This is a genomic window from Amaricoccus sp. B4 (genome assembly GCF_043226085.1).
Taxonomy (GTDB): Bacteria; Pseudomonadota; Alphaproteobacteria; order Rhodobacterales; family Rhodobacteraceae; genus Amaricoccus.
In genome coordinates, this window is record NZ_CP171225.1 from 3,750,499 (window position 1) to 3,767,865 (window position 17,367).

Genomic DNA, 17,367 nt, shown 5'->3' on the forward strand with positions numbered 1-17,367 from the left:
TGTTTCAGTGCCTCTGCCCGGACCCGCCCCCCGCCGCGGTCCGGACCGGGCGGGTAGAAGCCCGCCTCAGTTGCCGAAGTCTAGCACATGGGCGAGCTGGGTTTCAAATTCCAGCGACTTGCCCGTGCCGATGGCGACACAGTTGAGCGGATCCTCGGCGACGGTGATCGCGAGGCCCGTCTGTTCGCGGAGCGCGAGGTCGAGATCGCCGAGCAGCGAGCCGCCGCCCGTGAGCATCACGCCGCGGTCGACGATGTCGGCGGCGAGGTCGGGCGGCGTCTGTTCGAGCGCGGTGATGACCGCCTCGACGATCGTCTGCACGGTTTCGGACAGCGCCTCGGCGACCTGGCCCTGCGTGACCTCGAGTTCCTTCGGCACGCCGTTGAGCAGGTCGCGGCCGCGGACGTTGATCCGCCGGCCGATGCCGTCGTCGGGCATGCGCGCGGTGCCGATCTCGAGCTTGATCCGCTCGGCGGTCGCTTCGCCGACCAGCAGGTTATGCTGGCGGCGCAGGTAGCTCACGATCGCCTCGTCCATCCGGTCGCCGCCGACGCGCTCGCTCTGGGCATAGACCACGTCGCCGAGCGAGAGCACCGCGACCTCGGTGGTGCCGCCGCCGATGTCGACGACCATGTTGCCGGTGGGTTCGGCGATGGGCATGCCCGCGCCGATGGCCGCGGCGATCGGCTCGGAGATGAGGCCCGCCTTGCGCGCGCCCGCTGCCATCACGCTTTCGCGGATCGCGCGGCGCTCGACCGGGGTCGCGCCATGGGGGACGCAGACGATGATCTTGGGCTTGGACCAGCCGCCGGTGCGGTGCACCTTGCGGATGAGATGCTTTATCATCTCCTCGGCGACGTCGAAATCGGCGATGACGCCGTCGCGCATCGGCCGGATCGCCTGGATCGAGCCGGGGGTGCGGCCGAGCATGAGCTTTGCGTCCTCGCCGACCGCGAGCACGCGCTTGCGCCCATCCTTGAAATGATAGGCTACGACCGAGGGCTCGGACAGAACGACGCCCTTGCCCTTCACGTAGATCAGCGTGTTCGCCGTGCCGAGGTCGATCGCCATGTCCGACGAGAAGATGCCGCCCAATGCCCCAAACATGTTCTTGTTTCTGCCCTCTTGGTCCGGAACGGACCGGTTGCCTGCGCCAGTATCTGTGCCGATGCGTTCCGGCTTTATAGGCCTCTCCGAGAGGGCCGGTAAAGCCTCCGCCGCATGGTTAACACAAGTCTCTGCAACCGATGGGTGAATAAAGGCTAAACGATTCGGGAATTCGGTTAATGTTGCGGCAATGCTGCAGTCGCGCGCCGCAGATGGCCGAATCCGACAGCACGGACGGCGTGGCTCTCTCCCCTCGCGTGCATTGGCGCAGGCGGCGGCGTATCATGGCGGCGGGTGTTCGCGATATCGCGAGTCTCCGCCGCTGCGTGGCGGCGTTTTCTCCCCCTCCGGGTCAGCAGGAGTGCTCCCATGACGTCTCCGAAAGTTCCGAGCCACATCCTCTTCTTCGGTGACAGCCTTACCGACGAGCACAATGTGCATGACCTGACCGGGCGAACGGCGATCGTCACCCTGCCGGTGGAATCGGCGGGCTATACCGAGGCCTTCACCAACGGCGCGGTCCATGCGGCGGTTGCCACGGACCTGCTCGGAATCGGGCGGGAGAATTACGCGGTGGGCTATGCGCATGCGGTCGGGAGCCTCACCGTCGAGGAGTATGTCTCCTCGCGGCTCGGCGGGCAGGTGCAGGGGCTTGATCCGATCCGGCCGGATGCGACCGAGGCCGATCTCGACTACGATCTCTATCTCGGCGGCCAGGTTGCGCGCTACCGGGCCGACGCCGCAACGGTGGCGCCCGCCAGGGGCACGGCGGCGGCGTTCCTGATCGGGCTCAACGACTATTCCGACTTCGTGCCGTCGACCCAGGTGACCGCGCCGATCGAGGCGGCACTCCTGGTGCAGGGCGTGGTGGGCAACACCATCCGGGCCGCCGAGCAGGTGGCGGCGACCGGGGTGGAGACGGTGCTGCTCTATACCATGCCGAGCTTCCGCTTCTTCCCGCTCTCGGCGCAGACCCCCGACGATCTTCTGGCGCTCGGCGATACGCTTGTCGGGGCGCACAACGACCTGCTGAGCCGTGGCGCGGGAGAGCTCGAGGATGCGGGCGTCACGGTCGGCTGGATCGATTTCAACCGGCTCGCGGGCGATATCATGGCCGATCCGGGCACCTTCGGGCTGCGCCCCGATCTCTTCGGCCAGCCGGTGCTGCTCGGGAGCGGCGGCAATCCCACGCTCGTCGAACAGCCGGACGGCTCCTACGACGGGGCGTTTCCGGCGAATCCGGCGGTGGCGGGCGTCGACCGGGATCAGCTCGCCTTCTTCGATATCGTCCATCCGACGGCGGCGGTGCATGCCGTGCTCGGGGCCTTCACCGCCGCGACGCTCACGAGCGAGACGCATTTCTTCGGCGGCGGCAACGATGTGGTGCTCGGCGGGGCGCGGCGGGATCTGGTGCTGGCCGGGGCCGGGGACGACCGGGTGCTGGCCGGGGCGCGGGACGATATCGTGCTGGCCGGGCGGGGCGACGACAGCGTGGCGGCCGGGCATGGCGACGATATCGTGGCGGGCGGATCGGGCCGCGATCTGCTCTTCGGCGGCAACGGCAACGACGTTCTCGCCACCGGCGCCGGGTCGGACCGGGCCTGGGGCGGCCGGGGTGCGGACCTGATGGTCGACGGCGCGGGGCTCGACGCGCTCCATGGCGGGGCCGGGGCGGATGCCTTCGTCTTCGTCGATCCGAAGCTCCGCGGCGCGGCGGTCTCCGACGGCGATGGCGGCTGCATGTCGGGGGATCGCGGCGCGGATACGCTCTATCTGCTGCTCGGGAGCGACACGCGGGTGGCGGTGGAGGCCGAGCTGCGCGAAGGGGCGCCCGTGCAGCATCTGACGGCGATCGGGCTCGAGACCCGTGGCATCGAGCATGTCGTCCTTCTCGACAGCGCCGAGGAACTCGCCGCGATCGAGACGCCCGCGCGGATCGACGAAGCCGCGCTCTGGGGCTTCGTCTGAGGATGGCGGGCGGGCCGCGGCCGGATCGCTCCGGCCGGGCGCGCGCGCGTGCGGGGCGCGATCAGGCGCTGGCGGCTTCGGGCGCGGTCTTCAGCCGCCGCACCATCAGCTTGTTGAGCGCGTTCACATAGGCCCGCACCGAAGCGACGATGGTGTCGGTGTCGGAGGAATGGCCGGTGACGATCTTGCCCGCTTCCTCCATGCGCACGGTGACCGTCGCCTGGGCGTCGGTGCCTTCGGTGACGGCATGGACCTGATAGAGCTGGAGCCGGGCGTCATGCGCGACCAGCGCCTTCACGGCGTTGAAGGCCGCGTCGACCGGGCCGTCGCCGGTGGCGTGCGACGAATGCTCCGCGCCCTCGATGGTCAGCGTCAGCTCGGCGGTCTGCGGCGCATCTGTGCCGCAGACGACGCGCAGGGATTTCACCTGGATGCGGTCGTTGGCGGCATTGGTGCCGGTGTCCTGCATCAGCGCGATCAGGTCGTCGTCATAGACTTCCTTCTTGCGGTCGGCGAGCGCCTTGAAGCGGACGAAGACGTCGTTGAGCTGGTTGTCCCCCAGCGCATAGCCCAGATCGACCAGCTTGGCGCGCAGCGCGGCGCGCCCCGAGTGCTTGCCCATCACCAGGTTGGTCTCGGTGAGGCCGATGTCGGAGGGGCGCATGATCTCGAAGGTGTCGGCGCTCTTCAGCATGCCGTCCTGGTGGATGCCGCTCTCGTGGGCGAAGGCGTTCTTGCCGACGATCGCCTTGTTGAACTGCACCGGGAAGCCCGAGACGGTCGAGACGAGACGGCTCGCCTGCATGATCTTGGTGGTGTCGATGCCGGTGCGGAAGGGCATGATGTCGTTGCGCACGCGGAGCGCCATCACGACCTCTTCCAGCGCCGTGTTGCCCGCCCGCTCGCCGAGGCCGTTGATCGTGCACTCGATCTGGCGCGCGCCGGCTGCGACCGCGGCCAGCGCATTGGCCGTCGCCATGCCCAGGTCGTTGTGGCAGTGGGTCGCGAAGGTGATCGTGTCCGCGCCGGGCACGCGCTCGATCAGCATCCGGATCAGATCGGCGCTCTCGGCGGGCGCGGTGTAGCCCACGGTGTCGGGGATGTTGATCGTGGTGGCCCCGGCCTTGATCGCGATCTCGACCACGCGGCAGAGATAGTCATGCTCGGTGCGGGTCGCGTCCATCGGCGACCACTGCACGTTGTCGCAGAGGTTGCGGGCGTGGGTCACGGTCTCGTGGATGCGCTGCGCCATCTGGTCCATGTCCAGATTGGGGATGGCGCGGTGCTGCGGCGAGGTGCCGATGAAGGTGTGGATGCGCGGTCGCCGGGCGTGGCGCACCGCCTCCCAGCAGCGGTCGATATCCTTGAAGTTGGCGCGCGCGAGGCCGCAGATCACCGAGGTCTTCGCGAGCTTCGCGATCTCGGAGACCGCCTCGAAATCGCCTTCGGAGGCGATCGGGAAGCCCGCCTCGATGATGTCGACGCCCATCTCGTCGAGCAGGGCCGCGATCTGGAGCTTCTCGCCCAGCGTCATCGTGGCGCCGGGGGACTGCTCGCCGTCGCGCAGCGTGGTGTCGAAGATCAGGACCTGGTCCTGGCTTGCGGAAATCTCGGTCATGGCTGTTCCTTGGGAAGAGTGCTGGGCGGCGCGTCGGTCAGGTCCCCTGAGCGCGTGCGCCGGAGCCGGCACGCTCAGAGGCGACTAAGAAGAAGCAGCCCATCGCGCCGGATCCGATCCGGTGCGGCAATACCAAATTCGGGTATGTCAACCTGTCCACTCATGGCCGCGCATTATAGCGGCGGGTCCGGGAAGATAAAGCGGGAATTGCAGGGGCCTGCGGGCGGCGGCATGTTGCACTGCGGCGGGATGTTTGCCTCGGGCCGGGGCTGTGCTAGGCGCTGGCCAGCGGCGGCCGGGGTCCGGCCGGGGAGACGTCGGGAAGAGGGCATGGCGCGGAACATGAATGCGGAGGTGAGGCTCGAGGGCGTGTCGCTCGCCAAGGGCGGGCGGGCGATCTTCGAGGGGCTGACGCTCGCGCTCTCCGAGCGGCGCATCGGGCTCGTGGGCCGCAACGGCTCGGGCAAGTCGCAGCTCGCGCGGCTCGTCTGCGGCCTTGTGCTGCCGGATGCGGGCACGGTGCGGGTTGCGGGCGTCGATGTGGGCCGCGACCGCCGGCGCGCCATCGACACGGTGGGGATCCTGTTCCAGAACCCCGACCACCAGATCATCTTCCCGACCGTCGAGGAAGAGATCGCCTTCGGCCTCTCGCAGCAGGGGCGCGGGCGGCGCGACGCGCAGGCGGGCGCGCGCGACATCCTCGCCCGCTTCGGCCGCGCGGACTGGGCCGAGCGGCCGGTGCAGACGCTGTCGCAGGGCCAGCGGCATCTCGTCTGCCTGATGGCGGTGATCGCCATGGCGCCGCGGCTCGTGGTGCTCGACGAGCCCTTCGCCGGCCTCGACCTGCCGACGACGATGCGGCTCTCGCGCCATCTCGACGGGCTGGAGGCGGCGGTTCTGCACATCAGCCACGATCTCGCCGCGCTCGAGGGCTACGAGCGGGTGATCTGGCTCGAGGGGGGCCGGATCGCCGCCGACGGGCCGCCCGAGGCGGTGCTGCCGGCCTACCGGTCGGAGATGGAGCGGCTGGGAGGGGCGGATGATCTCGCTGACCTCTGAGATCCCGACGCGCTACCACCGCTGGCGCGCGGGGCCGAAGCTCGTCGGGCTCTGCCTCTTCACGCTCGGCGTGGGGCTCGCGGACCGCACCTGGGTGAGCCTCGCGGCCTGCGCCCTCGTCCTCGTGCTCTACCTGCTGCCGGGCCGCGCGTTCCTCGCCCAGGGGCTGCGGCTCCTCAGGCCGCTCTGGATCTTCGTCGCCGTGGTGCTCCTCTGGCATCTCGCGACCGGTGCGCTGGTGCAGGGGATCGGGATCGCCGCGAAGCTCCTCGCCGCGGTCGGGCTCGCCAATCTCGTCACCATGACGACACGGCTCGACGACATGATCGCCGTCATCGAGCGGCTGCTCGGCCCGCTCCGGCCGCTCGGGCTCGATCCGCGGCGGCTCTCGCTCGCCATCGCGCTCGTGGTGCGCTTCACGCCGGTGCTGGCGCAGAAGGGCGCGGCACTCGGCGAGGCCTGGCGGGCGCGTTCGCCGAAAAGTCCGCGCTGGCGCATCATCGCGCCCTTCGCTCTGCTTGCGATCGACGATGCGGAGCATGTATCCGAAGCACTCCGGGCCCGGGGGGGCGTGGAGTAACCGACTCGCCGGTGGGAGACCCATGGAACGCAACCTGACCTACATCGCCCTCTTCGCCGCGCTGATCGCGGCGCTCGGGCTCATCCCGAAGATCGACCTCGTCTCCGGCGTGCCGATCACCGCCCAGAGCCTCGGGGTGATGCTCTGCGGCGCGATCCTCGGCGCCCGCCGCGGATTTCTCGCCGTGCTGCTCTTCCTGTTTCTCGTCGCCCTCGGCCTGCCGCTGCTCGCGGGCGGGCGCGGTGGCCTCGGCGTCTTCGTGAGCCCGACGGCGGGTTACCTCGTCGGCTACGCGCTCGCGCCTTACGTCATCGGCTTCCTGGTGGAGCGCTGGCGCGGGCAGTCGCTCGCGCTCGGGGTCACGCTCTGCTCGATCGCCGGCGGCATCGTGGTGATGCACATCTGCGGCATCATCGGCATGGCGGTGGTGCTCGACAAGACCCTGCCGCAGGCGGCGCTGCTTGCGCTCCCGTTCCTGCCGGGCGATCTGGTGAAGGCCGTGGTGGCCGGGCTCGTGACCGCGACGCTGGCGAAGGCGCGGCCCGACGCGGTCTTCTCGCGCCAGTGACCGGTGCCGGGCAGGATCCGGCGCGGGCGGCGGCCCGCCGCTCCGTGCGCGGCTTTCGTGCCGATCCGCTGCCGCGCGAGGTCGTCGCGCGGCTGCTCGAGGCGGCGCGCGCGGCCCCGAGCGGGGCGAACCTCCAGCCCGGCCGCTTCCATGTGCTCGCCGGCGCGCCGCTTGCCGGGCTGAGCGCGGCGCTGCTGGCAGGCATTGCCGCCGGCCGGCCGATGGTCTCGGAATATTCCTATTTCCCGACGCCGATGCCGCCGCATCTGAAGGCCCGCCAGCGCGCGGCGGGCTTTGCGCTCTACGATGCGCTCGGCATCGCCAGACGCGATCTCGATGGGCGGCGGCGGCAGTTCGAGGAGAACTACCGCTTCTTCGGCGCGCCGGTCGGCATCGTCGTCACCATCGAGCGCGGAATGGGCAAGGGCTGCTTCATGGATCTCGGCATGGCGATCCAGTCGCTGCTGCTCGCGGCCCATGCCGAGGGCCTCGGCACCTGCGGCATCGGGGCCCTGGCGAATTACGGCGATCTGGTGGCGGGGCACCTGTGCCTGCCGCCCGAGGAGATGGTCGTCTGCGGCATCGCGCTCGGCCGCGCCGATCCCGGGCATCCGGCGAATGCGGTGCGGACCGAGCGGCTCGCGCTCGCGGACTTTGCCAGTTTCAGCGGATTTCCGGACACGCCTGAAGGATGAGCGCGGTGCCGAGCCCGCCACCCGCCGCGATGGCCGCAAGCCCGGTGCCGCCGCGGGCCAGCAGCTCGTGGTGGAGCCGCACGGCGAGGATCGCGCCCGAGGCCCCGACCGGATGGCCGCGCGCGAGCGCCCCACCGCCGGGATTGACCCGCGCCGGATCGAGGCCCGCGCCCGCCACGCAGGCGATCGCCTGCACCGCATAGGCTTCCATGATCTCGGCCACGCCGAGCGCCTCCGGCCCGAGCCCCTCCGCGGCGAGGGCCGCACCGATGGCCGCGACGGGCGCGAGCCCCGGCAGCTCCGGATCGCCCCCGAGCGCGGCCGAGGCGCCGATCCGGGTGGCCGGGCAGCCGGCGGCGCGCGCGAGGCGTCCGGAGACCACGAGGCAGGCCGCGGCGCCATCGGCGGCGACGGCGGCATTGGCGCCCGTGATTGTGCCCAGGACGACGGGGGCCCGCGCCGCGAGCCCCGCGCCGAGCCGCCGGGTGAAGCTGTCGGCGGCAAGCCCGGTGCCGGGCACCGGGGCGATCTCGCCCGCCGCCGGGCCGGTGGCGCGGGCCTTCGCATGGCTTGCGACGGCCCAGGCGTCCTGCGCCGCGCGGCCAATGCCGAGCTTCCGGCCGAGCGCATCGGCCGCCGCATGCATCGGCGGGTCGCGCTCGGGCCAGGGGGTGAAGCGGGCCTGATCGTAGGGGACGGGCGGGCCGCCCTCGGGATCGGGCGCGGCGCGGAACGGGCGCAGGGAATAGCTCTCCGCCCCGCCCGCGAGCACCGCCTCGGCCACGCCGCTTCCGACCATCAGGGCGGCGAGCCGCAGCGCATCGAGCCCGCCGCAGCACTGCCGGTCGATGCTGAGCCCGCCGACGCGCTCGGGCAGGCCGGCGGCAAGCGCCGCGGCGCGGGCGGGATTCCCCCCCGCCCCGAGGGCATTGGCGAGGATCACCTCATCCACCGCTTCGGGCGCGAGCCCGGCGTCGGCAAGGCAGGCGCGCAAGGGGGCGGCGGCGAGATCGTGCAGGGCGGTGCGGGCGAGCGCCCCGCCGCGCGGGGCTACGGGCGTGCGCCGCGCGGCGATGACATAGGCCGGTCTCACCCGCCGAGCCGGGCGAGCGCGGCGCGGTCGGTCTTGCCCGAGGCGAGCATCGGCCAGTCGGTGACGGCCCGGAGCCGCTTCGGCGTCCGGAGCGGGCCGAGGATCTCGCGGCAGCGGCGCAGGATCTCATCCGTCTCGCCGCCGGGGGCGAGCTGGACGAAGCCCGCAAGCACATGGCCGCGCAGCGCGTCGGGCTCGGCGATCACCGCGGCCTCGGCCACGCCCGGCAGGCCAAGCAGCACGGCCTCGACCGCATCGAGAAAGACGTTCTGGTCGGCGACGGTAATCATGCGGCTCCGTCGCCCGGCGAGGTGGAGCTGGCCGGCCGCGTCGAGATGGCCGAGCTCGCCCACGGTGAGAAAGCGCCCGAGGCGCCGGGTGTCGAGCGAGAACCCGGCGGCGTAGCCCTCGAAGAGATAGGGGCTCGCGACCCAGACCTCGCCGAGCGTTCCGCGCGGCACGGCATGGCCTTCGGTGTCGCGGATCTCGATCTCGACGCCGGGATAGGCCGCACCGACCGCGCCCGGCGGCGTCTCCGGGCCGGATATGGTGATGAAGCTCGTCTCGGAGGCGCCGTAGAACTCGGTCAGCACCGCATTGGGGAAAAGCGCGCCCGCCGCGGCGCGGGCCGCCCCGTCGAGCGTGCCGCCGCCGACGAGGAGCCGGCGGAGCGTGGGGCAGGCGGGGCCGCGCGCGCGGGCGAGCTGGCGGAGCTGGGCGGGCGTGGCATATCCATGCGTCATCTCCACCGCGGCGAGACGCGCGCGCTGGCGCCCCGGCCGGAGCCCGGTCAGCAGGTGCAGCTCCGCGCCGAGATGCAGCGCCTCGACCGCGGCATAGAGCGAGAGCGACTGGGCGAGCGACCCGAAGGCCGCGACCCGCGCGCCGGGGCCGATGTCGAAGAGCGTGCGGTTGATCGCGAAGCTCGCGAGCCAGGAGGCCTGGCTGCGGCGGATGCGCTTCGGCGTGCCGGTGCTGCCGGAGGTTTCGCATTCGAAGGCCGGCTGCGCGCCGCAGGCCGCCGCCTCGAGCCCGCGCGGTGTCATCGCGAAGGCGCGCCCCGCCGCGGCCTCGGCAAAGAGCGCGCCGGGCAGCCCGGCGCCCTCGCGCGTCTCCGGGCCGAAGCGCGCGCCATCGGGCGCGACGAGCTGCGCGGCGTCATGCCACGTGAAGCGGGAACCGGGTTTTGCGCACCTCTGAATCATGGCCCGTGTTGCTACACGAACGGGCGGCGCGCGCCAGTGGTTTCGTCACCCTGCGCGTGCATCCTCCGAAATCCCCCTCCCTGCGCCTTCCGGCAGGCTTTCGCGCTCCCGCAAACTGTCATCGCCGCGCTCCCGCACGAGAAGATAGATGTCCATGATCCAGCCGCGTGCGGCGCGGGCTTCAGTGCGGATCTGTCGGATCCGCGGGGCGGCCTCGGCGAGCGGGCCCGACTCGGTGATCTCGCCCGCCATGCCGAGATAGGCCCCCCACCAGATCGAGATGCCCGCAGGCTCGAGCGCCTCGAAGGCGCAGCCCGCATCGAGCATCACCAGCATCCGGTCGGGCGCTTCGGGCGGCCAGCCCTCGTCGCGGAGCCGCCGCCCGGTGGTGAGCAGCACCGGCGCGCCGAGCCCGTTGAGCGGCACCCGGTGCGCGGCGGTGAGGGCGGCGATGGCGGTTATGCCGGGGATCACCTCGGTCCGCGCCACCGTCCCGTCGCGCTCGAGCCTCGCGGCGATGCGCATCGTGCTGTCGAAGAGCGCGGGATCGCCCCAGACCAGCAGCGCCGCACGGGCGGGCGGCGCGGGGCGGGCGGCAATCGCCTCGCGCCAGAGTGCGGCAATCCCGTCGTGCCAGGCCTCGACGCGGTCGAGATAGCCGGGGATCGCCGGATCGCGCTCGGGCATGTCGAACTCGGCGAGCGGCGTATCCCCGAGGATCTCGGTGCAAAGCGCGAGGCGCAGGTCGGCCAGTTCGTCGCGGCCCGCGCCCTTGCGCGGCACGAGCACGAGATCGGCCGAGCGCAGCGCCCGGATCGCCTGAAGCGTCAGATGCTCGGGATTGCCGGTGCCGATGCCGATGAGGAGAAGCTCCATCAATCAGCCCCTCCCGCGTGCCAGCGCGCCGTAGAGGATGAGCGCGGGCGCCGCAGGGCCCGGCTCCGCGCCCGCGAGGCGTTCGGCAAGCTCGCCCACGGTTGTGCGGGTGAAGCTCTCGGCAGGCGTCGAGACCGCCTCGGCGAAGAGCGCGGGCGTCTCGGGCGGCAGGCCCGCGGCCATTATCCTGCGGGCGAGCTCGGGGAAGGTCCGGCGGCCCATGAAGACCGCCGTGCAGGCGGCCGGGTCGGCCAGGGCGGCGATCTCCAGATCGTCGGGCAGCGCGCCGGTCGAGCCGTGGCCGGTGACGAACTGCACCCGCCGCGCGGTCTCGCGCCGGGTGAGCGGCATGCCCGCCGCCGCCGCCACCGCCGAGGCCGCGGTGACGCCCGGCACGATCTCGAAGCCGATCCCGGCGGCCTCAAGCGCGGTGATCTCCTCCTCAAGCCGTCCGAAGATCCCGGCATCGCCCGATTTCAGCCGCACGACGCGCTGGCCGGTCAGCGCGTAATCGACAAGCAGCCGGCTCACATGATCCTGGCGCGGCGAGGCGCGGCCCGCGCGCTTGCCGACCGAGACGAGATCGGCGCCGGGGCGCGCATGGGTGAGGATCGGCCCGGCCGAAAGGTCGTCGTAGAGCACCGCATCGGCGCGGGCGAGCCGGTCGGCAGCCTTGAGGGTCAGAAGCTCCGGATCGCCGGGGCCGGAGGAAACGAAGCTCACGAAGCCGCTCATGAAGCCTCCGCAATGAGATGGAAGAAGGTGCCGCTCGCCCGGCCGCGCCGCGAGCCGGTCTCGGCCACCGCCGCGCCGTTCGCGTCGCTGACGCGGGCGAGCGGGGCGTCCGGCTGGGCGAGGATGGTCGAATAGTGAAACTCGTGGCCGCGGAGCCGCGCGCCCGCGTCCTGCCCGGGCAGCGGGCCCTGGAGCTCCGCCAGCCGGTAGCCGAGGTGCATCCGCCGCGTCTCGTAGGAGGTGACGAGGCCGAGGAGGCCCGCCATCTCGTGCCGGGTGCCCTCGGCATCGACGAGGCCCGCGCCCATCGCCATGTAGCCGCCGCATTCGCCATGCACGGGCCGGGTTTCGGCGAAGGCGCGGAGGCCCGAACGGAAGCGGCCCGCGGCGGCGAGGCGGCCGGCATGGAGCTCGGGGTAGCCGCCGGGCAGCCAGCAGATGTCGGCCGTCGCCGCCGGGGCCTCGTCGGCGAGCGGCGAGAAGGGCAGGATCTCGGCGCCTGCGGCCCGCCAGGCGTCGAGAAGGTGCGGATAGGTGAAGGAAAACGCCGCATCGCGGGCAAGCGCGATGCGCTGGCCCGGCGGGCGGATCGCGGCGGGAGCCGGGGCCGCGGCGGGGCCGCCACCGCCCGCTGCCGCTGCCAGCAGCGCGTCGAGGTCGAGATGTTCGGCGATGAAGGCCGCGGCATTGGCGATGAAGGGCTCGAGGCTGCCGTGCTCCTCGGCCTGCACCAGGCCCAGGTGCCGCTCGGGCACCTCGACATCCCGCCGCCGCGGCAGCGCGCCGAAGACCCTGAGCCCGGCGGCCTCCATGCCGAGCCGGGCAAGCGCTTCGTGGCGGGGGCTCGCGACGCGGTTGAGCACGACGCCCGCGACATCGACGCCCTCGCGGAAGCCCGGGAAGCCGCGCGCCACCGCCGCCGCGGTCTGCGCCTGGCCCGAGATGTCCAGCACCAGCACCACCGGCCAGCCGGTGCGCCGGGCGATGTCCGCGCTGGCGCCGTTGCCGCTCTCGCCCGGCTGCGCCACGCCGTCGAAGAGGCCCATGGAGCCCTCGGCGAGCACCAGGTCGGCGCCGCCTGCGCGCGCCAGATGCGCATCGAGCATGTCGGGCGGCATGGCCCAGCTGTCGAGATTGAGCGAGATCCGCCCCGAGGCCGCGCCGTGAAACGCCGGGTCGATGTAGTCTGGCCCGCTCTTGAAGGGCTGCACCGTGAGCCCGCGGTCGCGGAAGGCGCGGGCGAGCCCCAGCATGACCGTGGTCTTGCCGGTGCCAGAGGCGGGCGCGGAGATCATGAGGCCGCGGGGGAGCATCATGCCTCGCGCGCGGGAAAGCGCGGCGCGGCGCCCACGGGCCGGAACCGGCGGTCGTAATCGCCGGCATAGAGGCGGCTCTCGGCGAAATCCTCCGCGCCGAGCGTCGGGCCGACGAGAATGAGCGCGGTGCGCCCCGGGCCCTCCAGGGCGGCGGCTTCGAGCCCGTCGAGCGTCGTGCGGACGATGCGCTCGTCGGGCCAGCTGGCACGCCAGACGATCGCCGCCGGGCAGTCCGCGCCGTAGTGCGGGATCAGCTCGCCGGCAACGCGCCCGGCGGCATGGATCGAAAGGTGGATCGCGAGCGTCGTGCCGGTCGCGGCGAAATTCGCGAGGCTTTCGCCCTCGGGCATGGCGGAGGCGCGGCCCGAGGTGCGGGTGAGCACCAGCGACTGGCCGACGCCGGGCAGGGTGAGCTCGGTGCCGAGCGCTGCCGCCGCGGCGGCGAAGGCGGGCACGCCCGGCGTCACGCTGAAGGGAATGCCGCGTGCCCGGAGGCGCCGGAGCTGCTCGCCCATCGCCGACCAGACCGAGAGATCGCCGGAATGGAGCCGCGCGACATCCTGGCCCGCGGCATGGGCCGCCTCGATCTCGGCGATGATCTCGTCGAGCGAGAGCGGGGCGGTGTTGACGATGCGCGCGCCGGGCGGGCAGTGGCCGAGCACCGCCTCGGGCACGAGCGACCCGGCATAGAGACAGACCGAGGAGGCGGCGATCAGGTCGCGGCCGCGCAGGGTCAGGAGATCGGCGGCGCCGGGGCCGGCGCCGATGAAGTGAACCGTCATGGAAGGACCCTTTCGGCGATGGTGGCGATGGCGGCGGTGGCAGAACGGTCGGGCGAGAGCGCGCGGGGGCCGAGCAGCCGACCGCCGGTTCCGGCGGCGACGAGGGCGGCGGCCTCGGCGAGGCTGCCGGTGGCGAGCCGGGCGAGAATCCGCGGCGAACGGGTCGGCGTCGCGCGGCCCGCGAGGGCGGCGGGCGGAATGCCGAGCACCGGCAGGCCGAGCTCGCGGGCGAGGCGCGCGAGCACCGGAGCGGCGGCCTTGTCGGTGGTGGTGGCAAGCGCGCAGAGCTCGCCGAGCCCGCCCGCCGCAGCAAGGGCGGCGCGGAGCGCCGAGATGTCGGCGGCGCGGCGAAACCCGATCCCCGCCACCCTCATCGGGTGACGCTCCACTGCACGATCGGCCGGGCCGGGCGCCAGCCGCGCAGCGTGCCGAGGGGGGCGGCTTCGGCGAGCTCGATCCGCAGCAGCGCGCCCCCCGCGCGCGCCGACCACTCGAGAAGCAGCGCCTCGGTCCCGAGCGTCACGGCATTGACCACGAGCCGCACGCCCGGCGCGAGGCGGTCCCAGAGCGCGGCGAGGAGCGGTGCGTCCGCCCCCCCGCCGACAAAGACCGCATCCGGCGCGGCGAGCCCGCCGAGGGCGTCCTGCGCGCGGCCCTCGTGCACCGAAAGCCGCCCCTCCAGCCCGAAGGCCGCCACATTCGCGGCGATGTTCGCCGCCCGCTCGGGGCGGAGCTCGACGGCGTCCGCGGTCGCGCCCGGCGCGGCGAGGCACCATTCGACGGCGATCGAGCCCGAACCCGCGCCGAGATCCCAGAGATGCGCGCCGGGGCATGGTGCCAGCGCCGAGAGGCTCAGCGCCCGCACCGGCCGTTTGGTGATCTGCCCGTCATGGGCGAAGAGCCCGTCCTCGAGGCCGGAGGCGCGGGGCAGGGCGGGGCCGCCGGCGGCCTCCACCGCCGCCAGCACCGGGGCTGCGACATCCCCGAGCGCGAAGGCCGCGGCGCGCTGGGCGCGGATGCGTTCGCGCGGCCCGCCCAGGGCTTCCATCACGTGGAGCCGCGCGGCGCCGAAGCCCTGGGCCGTGATCCAGCCCGCCAGTTCGCCCGCCGCCGCGCCGTCGCGCAGGAGGCAGAGAAGCCGCGCGCCGGGCGCGAGATGCGGCCGGAGCCGCGCGAAGGGCGCGGCATGAAGCCCCAGGCAGACGGTCTCCTCGAGCCGCCAGCCGAGCCGGGCGGCTGCCAGCGCAAAGGCCGAGGGCGCGGGGAAGGCGCGCCATTCCGCCGGATCGAGCCGCGCCGCGAGGCTGCCGCCCGCACCGTGCCAGAACGGATCGCCCGAGGCGAGCACCGCCACGGGCCGGCCGCGCGCCGCCAGCACCGGCTCGATCGAAAAGGGCACCGGCCAGGGCCGCCCGCGCGCGCCCACGCCCGCAAGCGCGAGGTGCCGCGGCCCGCCGAAGACGATCTCGGCCGCCGCGAGTGCCGCACGGCTTGCGTCTCCGAGCCCTGCCGGTCCATCCTCGCCAAGACCGATGATCGAAAGCCAGGGATCAGACATGAAGCCCGTCCTCATTCTCGGCGGTACGCTTGACGCCAGCCGCCTCGCCGCCGCCATCGCCGAAACCGGCCGCCGCGCGGTGCTGTCCTATGCCGGCCGCGTCGACGAGCCGCGCGAGCAGCCGGTGCCGGTCCGCGTCGGCGGCTTCGGCGGCGCGGAGGGGCTGGCGGCGTGGATCCGCCGCGAGGAGATCAGCGCGATCATCGACGCAACCCATCCCTTCGCGGCCCGGATCAGCGCCAATGCCGTTGCCGCCGCCAAGGCCACCGAGACCCCGATCCTCGCGCTCGAACGCGCGCCCTGGACGCCGGAGCCGGGCGACGACTGGCGGGAGGTCGCGGACATTCCGGCCGCGGTCGCGGCGCTCGCCGGGCTGCCGCAGCGCATCTTTCTCGCCATCGGCCGCCAGCATCTCGGCGATTTCGCCGCCGCCCCGCAGCATCATTACCTCCTCCGCCTCGTCGATCCGCCGAAGGCCACGCTGCCGCTGCCGCTGCCGCGCGCCGCGGTGGTGGTCGCGCGCGGGCCCTTCACCGAGGCCGAGGACATCGCCCTCCTCTGCAGCCACCGCATCGACATGGTCGTGGCGAAGAACGCGGGCGGCGACGGCGCCTCGGCCAAGCTCGCCGCGGCGCGCAGTCTCGGCCTGCCGGTCCTGATGATCGCGCGCCCGGCGATCCCCCGGCGGCCGGTGGCGCGCAGCGTCGCCGAGGTGATGGGCTGGCTCGGTCACGCGGCCTGCCTCGGGGTATAGACGAAGCGCCCGGCGCGCCGGGTGGCGGAATTGCCGACGATCACCAGCGTGCGCATGTCGGCCATCTCGGGCCGCGCCGCACTGAGCGTCACCGTCTCGAGCCGCTCCTCGGGGCTCGAGACGGCGCGGGCGAAGCTCACCAGCCGCTCCGGCCCGCAGGCCGCGCGCAGGATCTCGAGGGCGCGGGCGAACTGGTGCGGGCGGCTCTTCGAGCGCGGGTTGTAGAAGGCCATGGCGAAATCGGCCTCCGCCGCGAGGCGCAGCCGCCGCTCCACGAGCGCCCAGGGCTTGAGATTGTCCGAAAGGTTGATCGCGCAGAAATCATGTCCGAGCGGGGCGCCGAGCCGCGCCGCCGCGGCGAGCATCGCGCTGATCCCCGGCAGCACGGCGATGTCGAGCCCGGCCCAGCTCCCGGGCCCCGCCTCCAGCGCCTCGAAGAGCGCCGAGGCCATGGCGAAGACGCCGGGATCGCCCGAGGAGACCACCGCCACCCGCCGCCCCTCCGCGGCAAGCTCGAGCGCATGGCGGGCGCGGTCGAGCTCGACGCGGTTGTCGCTCGCATGGCGCCGAAGCCCCGGCCGCTCGGCCACCCGGGCGACATAGGGCAGATAGCCCACCACGTCGGTCGCCTCCGCCAGCACCGCCGAGACCTCCGGCGTCACCAGTGCTGCATCGCCGGGGCCGAGGCCCGCAACCCTAAGCCAGCCGCTCACGGCCGCCGCCCCTGGCCATGGACCAGCACGATGGAGAAATAGGGCGCGCTGGCGCAATCGGCCTCGCAAAGCCGCCGCACGGTCTGCCCCGGCATGGTGCCGCGCTCCACGAGCCAGGCCGCATCGAGCCGCCCGGCGGTCTCGAGCGCGCGCCGGAGCTTCGGCAGGTTGCGCCCGGTCTTCATCACCACGAGCGCATCCGTCCCGGCCGCGCGCCGCGCCAGCTCCGCCTCCGGCAGCGTGCCGGTGAGCACGGTCAGCACGTCATCGCCCCAGGTGATCGGCAGCCCCGTCGCGGTCCAGCAGCCGGACATCCCGGTGATGCCGGGCACCACCTCGACCGGCGCCCGGCCCTGAAGCCGGGCATGGAGATGCATGAAGGAGCCGTAGAAGAACGGATCGCCCTCGCAGAGCACCACCACCTCCTCGGTCCCGGCGATGGCCGCGAGCCGCCCGGCCCAGTCCTCGTAGAAGCCCGCGAGCAGCCGGCCGTATTCCGGGTCATCGAACGGGATCTCGGTGGTGACCGGATATTCCATCGCGTGCTCGGTCGCCTCCGGGGCGATCATGCCCTCGACGATGCGCCGGGCCTGGCCGCCGTTCCCGGCCTTGCGGAAATAGGCCACGTGGCGCGCGCCGCGGATCAGCCGGTCGGCGCGCACGCTCATGAGCTCGGGATCCCCGGGGCCGAGCCCGACGCAGATCACCCGCCCCGAAACCCTGGTTTCGGCCATGGTCAT

General features: G+C 72.9%; 18 protein-coding genes. 6 read left to right on the top strand and 12 right to left on the bottom strand.

Annotated elements, in window-relative coordinates:
• Positions 1 to 66: 66 nt before the first annotated feature.
• Entirely contained in the window at positions 67 to 1,107 is a 1,041-nt protein-coding gene (locus tag ACF66B_RS18020) for a rod shape-determining protein (protein WP_111429617.1), read from the bottom strand.
• Positions 1,108 to 1,476: 369 nt separating this feature from the next.
• Here ACF66B_RS18020 and ACF66B_RS18025 point away from each other — a divergent pair, with 369 nt between their 5' ends.
• On the top strand, positions 1,477 to 3,075 hold the full coding sequence (locus tag ACF66B_RS18025) for an SGNH/GDSL hydrolase family protein (protein ID WP_111429616.1): 1,599 nt from the start codon (positions 1,477 to 1,479) through the stop codon (positions 3,073 to 3,075).
• A gap of 61 nt (positions 3,076 to 3,136) precedes the next feature.
• Here the strand turns inward: ACF66B_RS18025 and ACF66B_RS18030 are convergent, their stop codons facing one another.
• Positions 3,137 to 4,693: a 2-isopropylmalate synthase gene (locus ACF66B_RS18030; protein WP_111429615.1), complete on the bottom strand. Its 1,557-nt coding sequence runs from the start codon at positions 4,691 to 4,693 to the stop codon at positions 3,137 to 3,139.
• Positions 4,694 to 5,023: 330 nt separating this feature from the next.
• Here ACF66B_RS18030 and ACF66B_RS18035 point away from each other — a divergent pair, with 330 nt between their 5' ends.
• The 4 genes from ACF66B_RS18035 to ACF66B_RS18050 are packed head-to-tail and all read left to right on the top strand — an operon-like array spanning position 5,024 to position 7,595.
• On the top strand, positions 5,024 to 5,752 hold the full coding sequence (locus ACF66B_RS18035) for an energy-coupling factor ABC transporter ATP-binding protein (RefSeq protein WP_392663499.1): 729 nt from the start codon (positions 5,024 to 5,026) through the stop codon (positions 5,750 to 5,752).
• The gene (locus ACF66B_RS18040) at positions 5,733 to 6,332 is read left to right on the top strand and encodes an energy-coupling factor transporter transmembrane component T (RefSeq protein ID WP_111429614.1); all 600 of its coding nucleotides are present in this window, start codon (positions 5,733 to 5,735) and stop codon (positions 6,330 to 6,332) included. The genes ACF66B_RS18035 and ACF66B_RS18040 overlap by 20 nt, the downstream gene beginning before the upstream one ends.
• Before the next feature lie 22 nt (positions 6,333 to 6,354).
• Complete coding sequence (locus tag ACF66B_RS18045) at positions 6,355 to 6,900, top strand: biotin transporter BioY (protein ID WP_111429613.1); 546 nt, start codon at positions 6,355 to 6,357, stop codon at positions 6,898 to 6,900.
• A complete protein-coding gene (locus tag ACF66B_RS18050) occupies positions 6,897 to 7,595 on the top strand; it encodes a nitroreductase (RefSeq protein WP_111429612.1) in 699 nt (232 codons plus the stop codon). The genes ACF66B_RS18045 and ACF66B_RS18050 overlap by 4 nt, the downstream gene beginning before the upstream one ends.
• On the opposite strand, the gene ACF66B_RS18055 is transcribed toward ACF66B_RS18050, so the two are convergent.
• Genes ACF66B_RS18055 through cbiE form a run of 8 tightly spaced genes read right to left on the bottom strand, consistent with a single transcriptional unit; the run spans position 7,564 to position 15,160 of the window.
• A complete protein-coding gene (locus ACF66B_RS18055) occupies positions 7,564 to 8,688 on the bottom strand; it encodes an acetyl-CoA C-acyltransferase (RefSeq protein ID WP_111429611.1) in 1,125 nt (374 codons plus the stop codon). The genes ACF66B_RS18050 and ACF66B_RS18055 overlap by 32 nt on opposite strands.
• The gene (locus ACF66B_RS18060) at positions 8,685 to 9,893 is read right to left on the bottom strand and encodes an AMP-binding protein (RefSeq protein WP_111429610.1); all 1,209 of its coding nucleotides are present in this window, start codon (positions 9,891 to 9,893) and stop codon (positions 8,685 to 8,687) included. The genes ACF66B_RS18055 and ACF66B_RS18060 overlap by 4 nt, the downstream gene beginning before the upstream one ends.
• Before the next feature lie 45 nt (positions 9,894 to 9,938).
• Positions 9,939 to 10,772, bottom strand: coding sequence for a precorrin-6A synthase (deacetylating) (cobF, locus tag ACF66B_RS18065; protein WP_111429609.1), 834 nt, complete (start codon positions 10,770 to 10,772; stop codon positions 9,939 to 9,941).
• Positions 10,773 to 11,504 carry a uroporphyrinogen-III C-methyltransferase gene (gene cobA / locus ACF66B_RS18070; protein WP_111429608.1) on the bottom strand — a complete coding sequence of 244 codons (732 nt, stop codon included), beginning with the start codon at positions 11,502 to 11,504 and terminating at the stop codon, positions 10,773 to 10,775.
• Positions 11,501 to 12,817, bottom strand: coding sequence for a cobyrinate a,c-diamide synthase (locus ACF66B_RS18075; RefSeq protein WP_111429607.1), 1,317 nt, complete (start codon positions 12,815 to 12,817; stop codon positions 11,501 to 11,503). The genes cobA and ACF66B_RS18075 overlap by 4 nt, the downstream gene beginning before the upstream one ends.
• Positions 12,817 to 13,602, bottom strand: coding sequence for a precorrin-4 C(11)-methyltransferase (gene cobM, locus ACF66B_RS18080; RefSeq protein ID WP_111429606.1), 786 nt, complete (start codon positions 13,600 to 13,602; stop codon positions 12,817 to 12,819). The genes ACF66B_RS18075 and cobM overlap by 1 nt, the downstream gene beginning before the upstream one ends.
• Positions 13,599 to 13,976 carry a cobalamin biosynthesis protein gene (locus tag ACF66B_RS18085; protein ID WP_111429605.1) on the bottom strand — a complete coding sequence of 126 codons (378 nt, stop codon included), beginning with the start codon at positions 13,974 to 13,976 and terminating at the stop codon, positions 13,599 to 13,601. Before ACF66B_RS18085 ends, cobM begins: the two co-directional genes overlap by 4 nt.
• The gene (gene cbiE, locus ACF66B_RS18090) at positions 13,973 to 15,160 is read right to left on the bottom strand and encodes a precorrin-6y C5,15-methyltransferase (decarboxylating) subunit CbiE (RefSeq protein ID WP_111429604.1); all 1,188 of its coding nucleotides are present in this window, start codon (positions 15,158 to 15,160) and stop codon (positions 13,973 to 13,975) included. Before cbiE ends, ACF66B_RS18085 begins: the two co-directional genes overlap by 4 nt.
• Between cbiE and ACF66B_RS18095 the strand changes: the two genes are divergently transcribed.
• Positions 15,159 to 15,914 (top strand): cobalt-precorrin-6A reductase, encoded by a 756-nt coding sequence (locus tag ACF66B_RS18095; protein WP_111429603.1) that lies wholly within the window; start codon positions 15,159 to 15,161, stop codon positions 15,912 to 15,914. The genes cbiE and ACF66B_RS18095 overlap by 2 nt on opposite strands.
• Here ACF66B_RS18095 and cobJ read toward each other — a convergent pair.
• Together cobJ and ACF66B_RS18105 are read right to left on the bottom strand one after the other, a co-directional pair.
• Positions 15,890 to 16,627 (bottom strand): precorrin-3B C(17)-methyltransferase, encoded by a 738-nt coding sequence (gene cobJ / locus ACF66B_RS18100; RefSeq protein WP_111429602.1) that lies wholly within the window; start codon positions 16,625 to 16,627, stop codon positions 15,890 to 15,892. The two genes, ACF66B_RS18095 and cobJ, sit on opposite strands and share 25 nt — an antisense overlap.
• Positions 16,624 to 17,367, bottom strand: coding sequence for a precorrin-2 C(20)-methyltransferase (locus ACF66B_RS18105; RefSeq protein ID WP_111429601.1), 744 nt, complete (start codon positions 17,365 to 17,367; stop codon positions 16,624 to 16,626). The genes cobJ and ACF66B_RS18105 overlap by 4 nt, the downstream gene beginning before the upstream one ends.

Coding starts and splice junctions, on each gene's coding strand:
- ACF66B_RS18020 (WP_111429617.1), bottom strand. CDS start 1,107: ATGTTTGGGGCATTGGGCGGCATCTTCTCGTCGGACATGGCGATCGAC.
- ACF66B_RS18025 (WP_111429616.1), top strand. CDS start 1,477: ATGACGTCTCCGAAAGTTCCGAGCCACATCCTCTTCTTCGGTGACAGC.
- ACF66B_RS18030 (WP_111429615.1), bottom strand. CDS start 4,693: ATGACCGAGATTTCCGCAAGCCAGGACCAGGTCCTGATCTTCGACACC.
- ACF66B_RS18035 (WP_392663499.1), top strand. CDS start 5,024: ATGGCGCGGAACATGAATGCGGAGGTGAGGCTCGAGGGCGTGTCGCTC.
- ACF66B_RS18040 (WP_111429614.1), top strand. CDS start 5,733: ATGATCTCGCTGACCTCTGAGATCCCGACGCGCTACCACCGCTGGCGC.
- ACF66B_RS18045 (WP_111429613.1), top strand. CDS start 6,355: ATGGAACGCAACCTGACCTACATCGCCCTCTTCGCCGCGCTGATCGCG.
- ACF66B_RS18060 (WP_111429610.1), bottom strand. CDS start 9,893: ATGATTCAGAGGTGCGCAAAACCCGGTTCCCGCTTCACGTGGCATGAC.
- cobA (WP_111429608.1), bottom strand. CDS start 11,504: ATGAGCGGCTTCGTGAGCTTCGTTTCCTCCGGCCCCGGCGATCCGGAG.
- ACF66B_RS18075 (WP_111429607.1), bottom strand. CDS start 12,817: ATGCTCCCCCGCGGCCTCATGATCTCCGCGCCCGCCTCTGGCACCGGC.
- cobM (WP_111429606.1), bottom strand. CDS start 13,602: ATGACGGTTCACTTCATCGGCGCCGGCCCCGGCGCCGCCGATCTCCTG.
- ACF66B_RS18085 (WP_111429605.1), bottom strand. CDS start 13,976: ATGAGGGTGGCGGGGATCGGGTTTCGCCGCGCCGCCGACATCTCGGCG.
- ACF66B_RS18095 (WP_111429603.1), top strand. CDS start 15,159: ATGAAGCCCGTCCTCATTCTCGGCGGTACGCTTGACGCCAGCCGCCTC.
- cbiE (WP_111429604.1), bottom strand. CDS start 15,160: ATGTCTGATCCCTGGCTTTCGATCATCGGTCTTGGCGAGGATGGACCG.
- ACF66B_RS18105 (WP_111429601.1), bottom strand. CDS start 17,367: ATGACCATGGCCGAAACCAGGGTTTCGGGGCGGGTGATCTGCGTCGGG.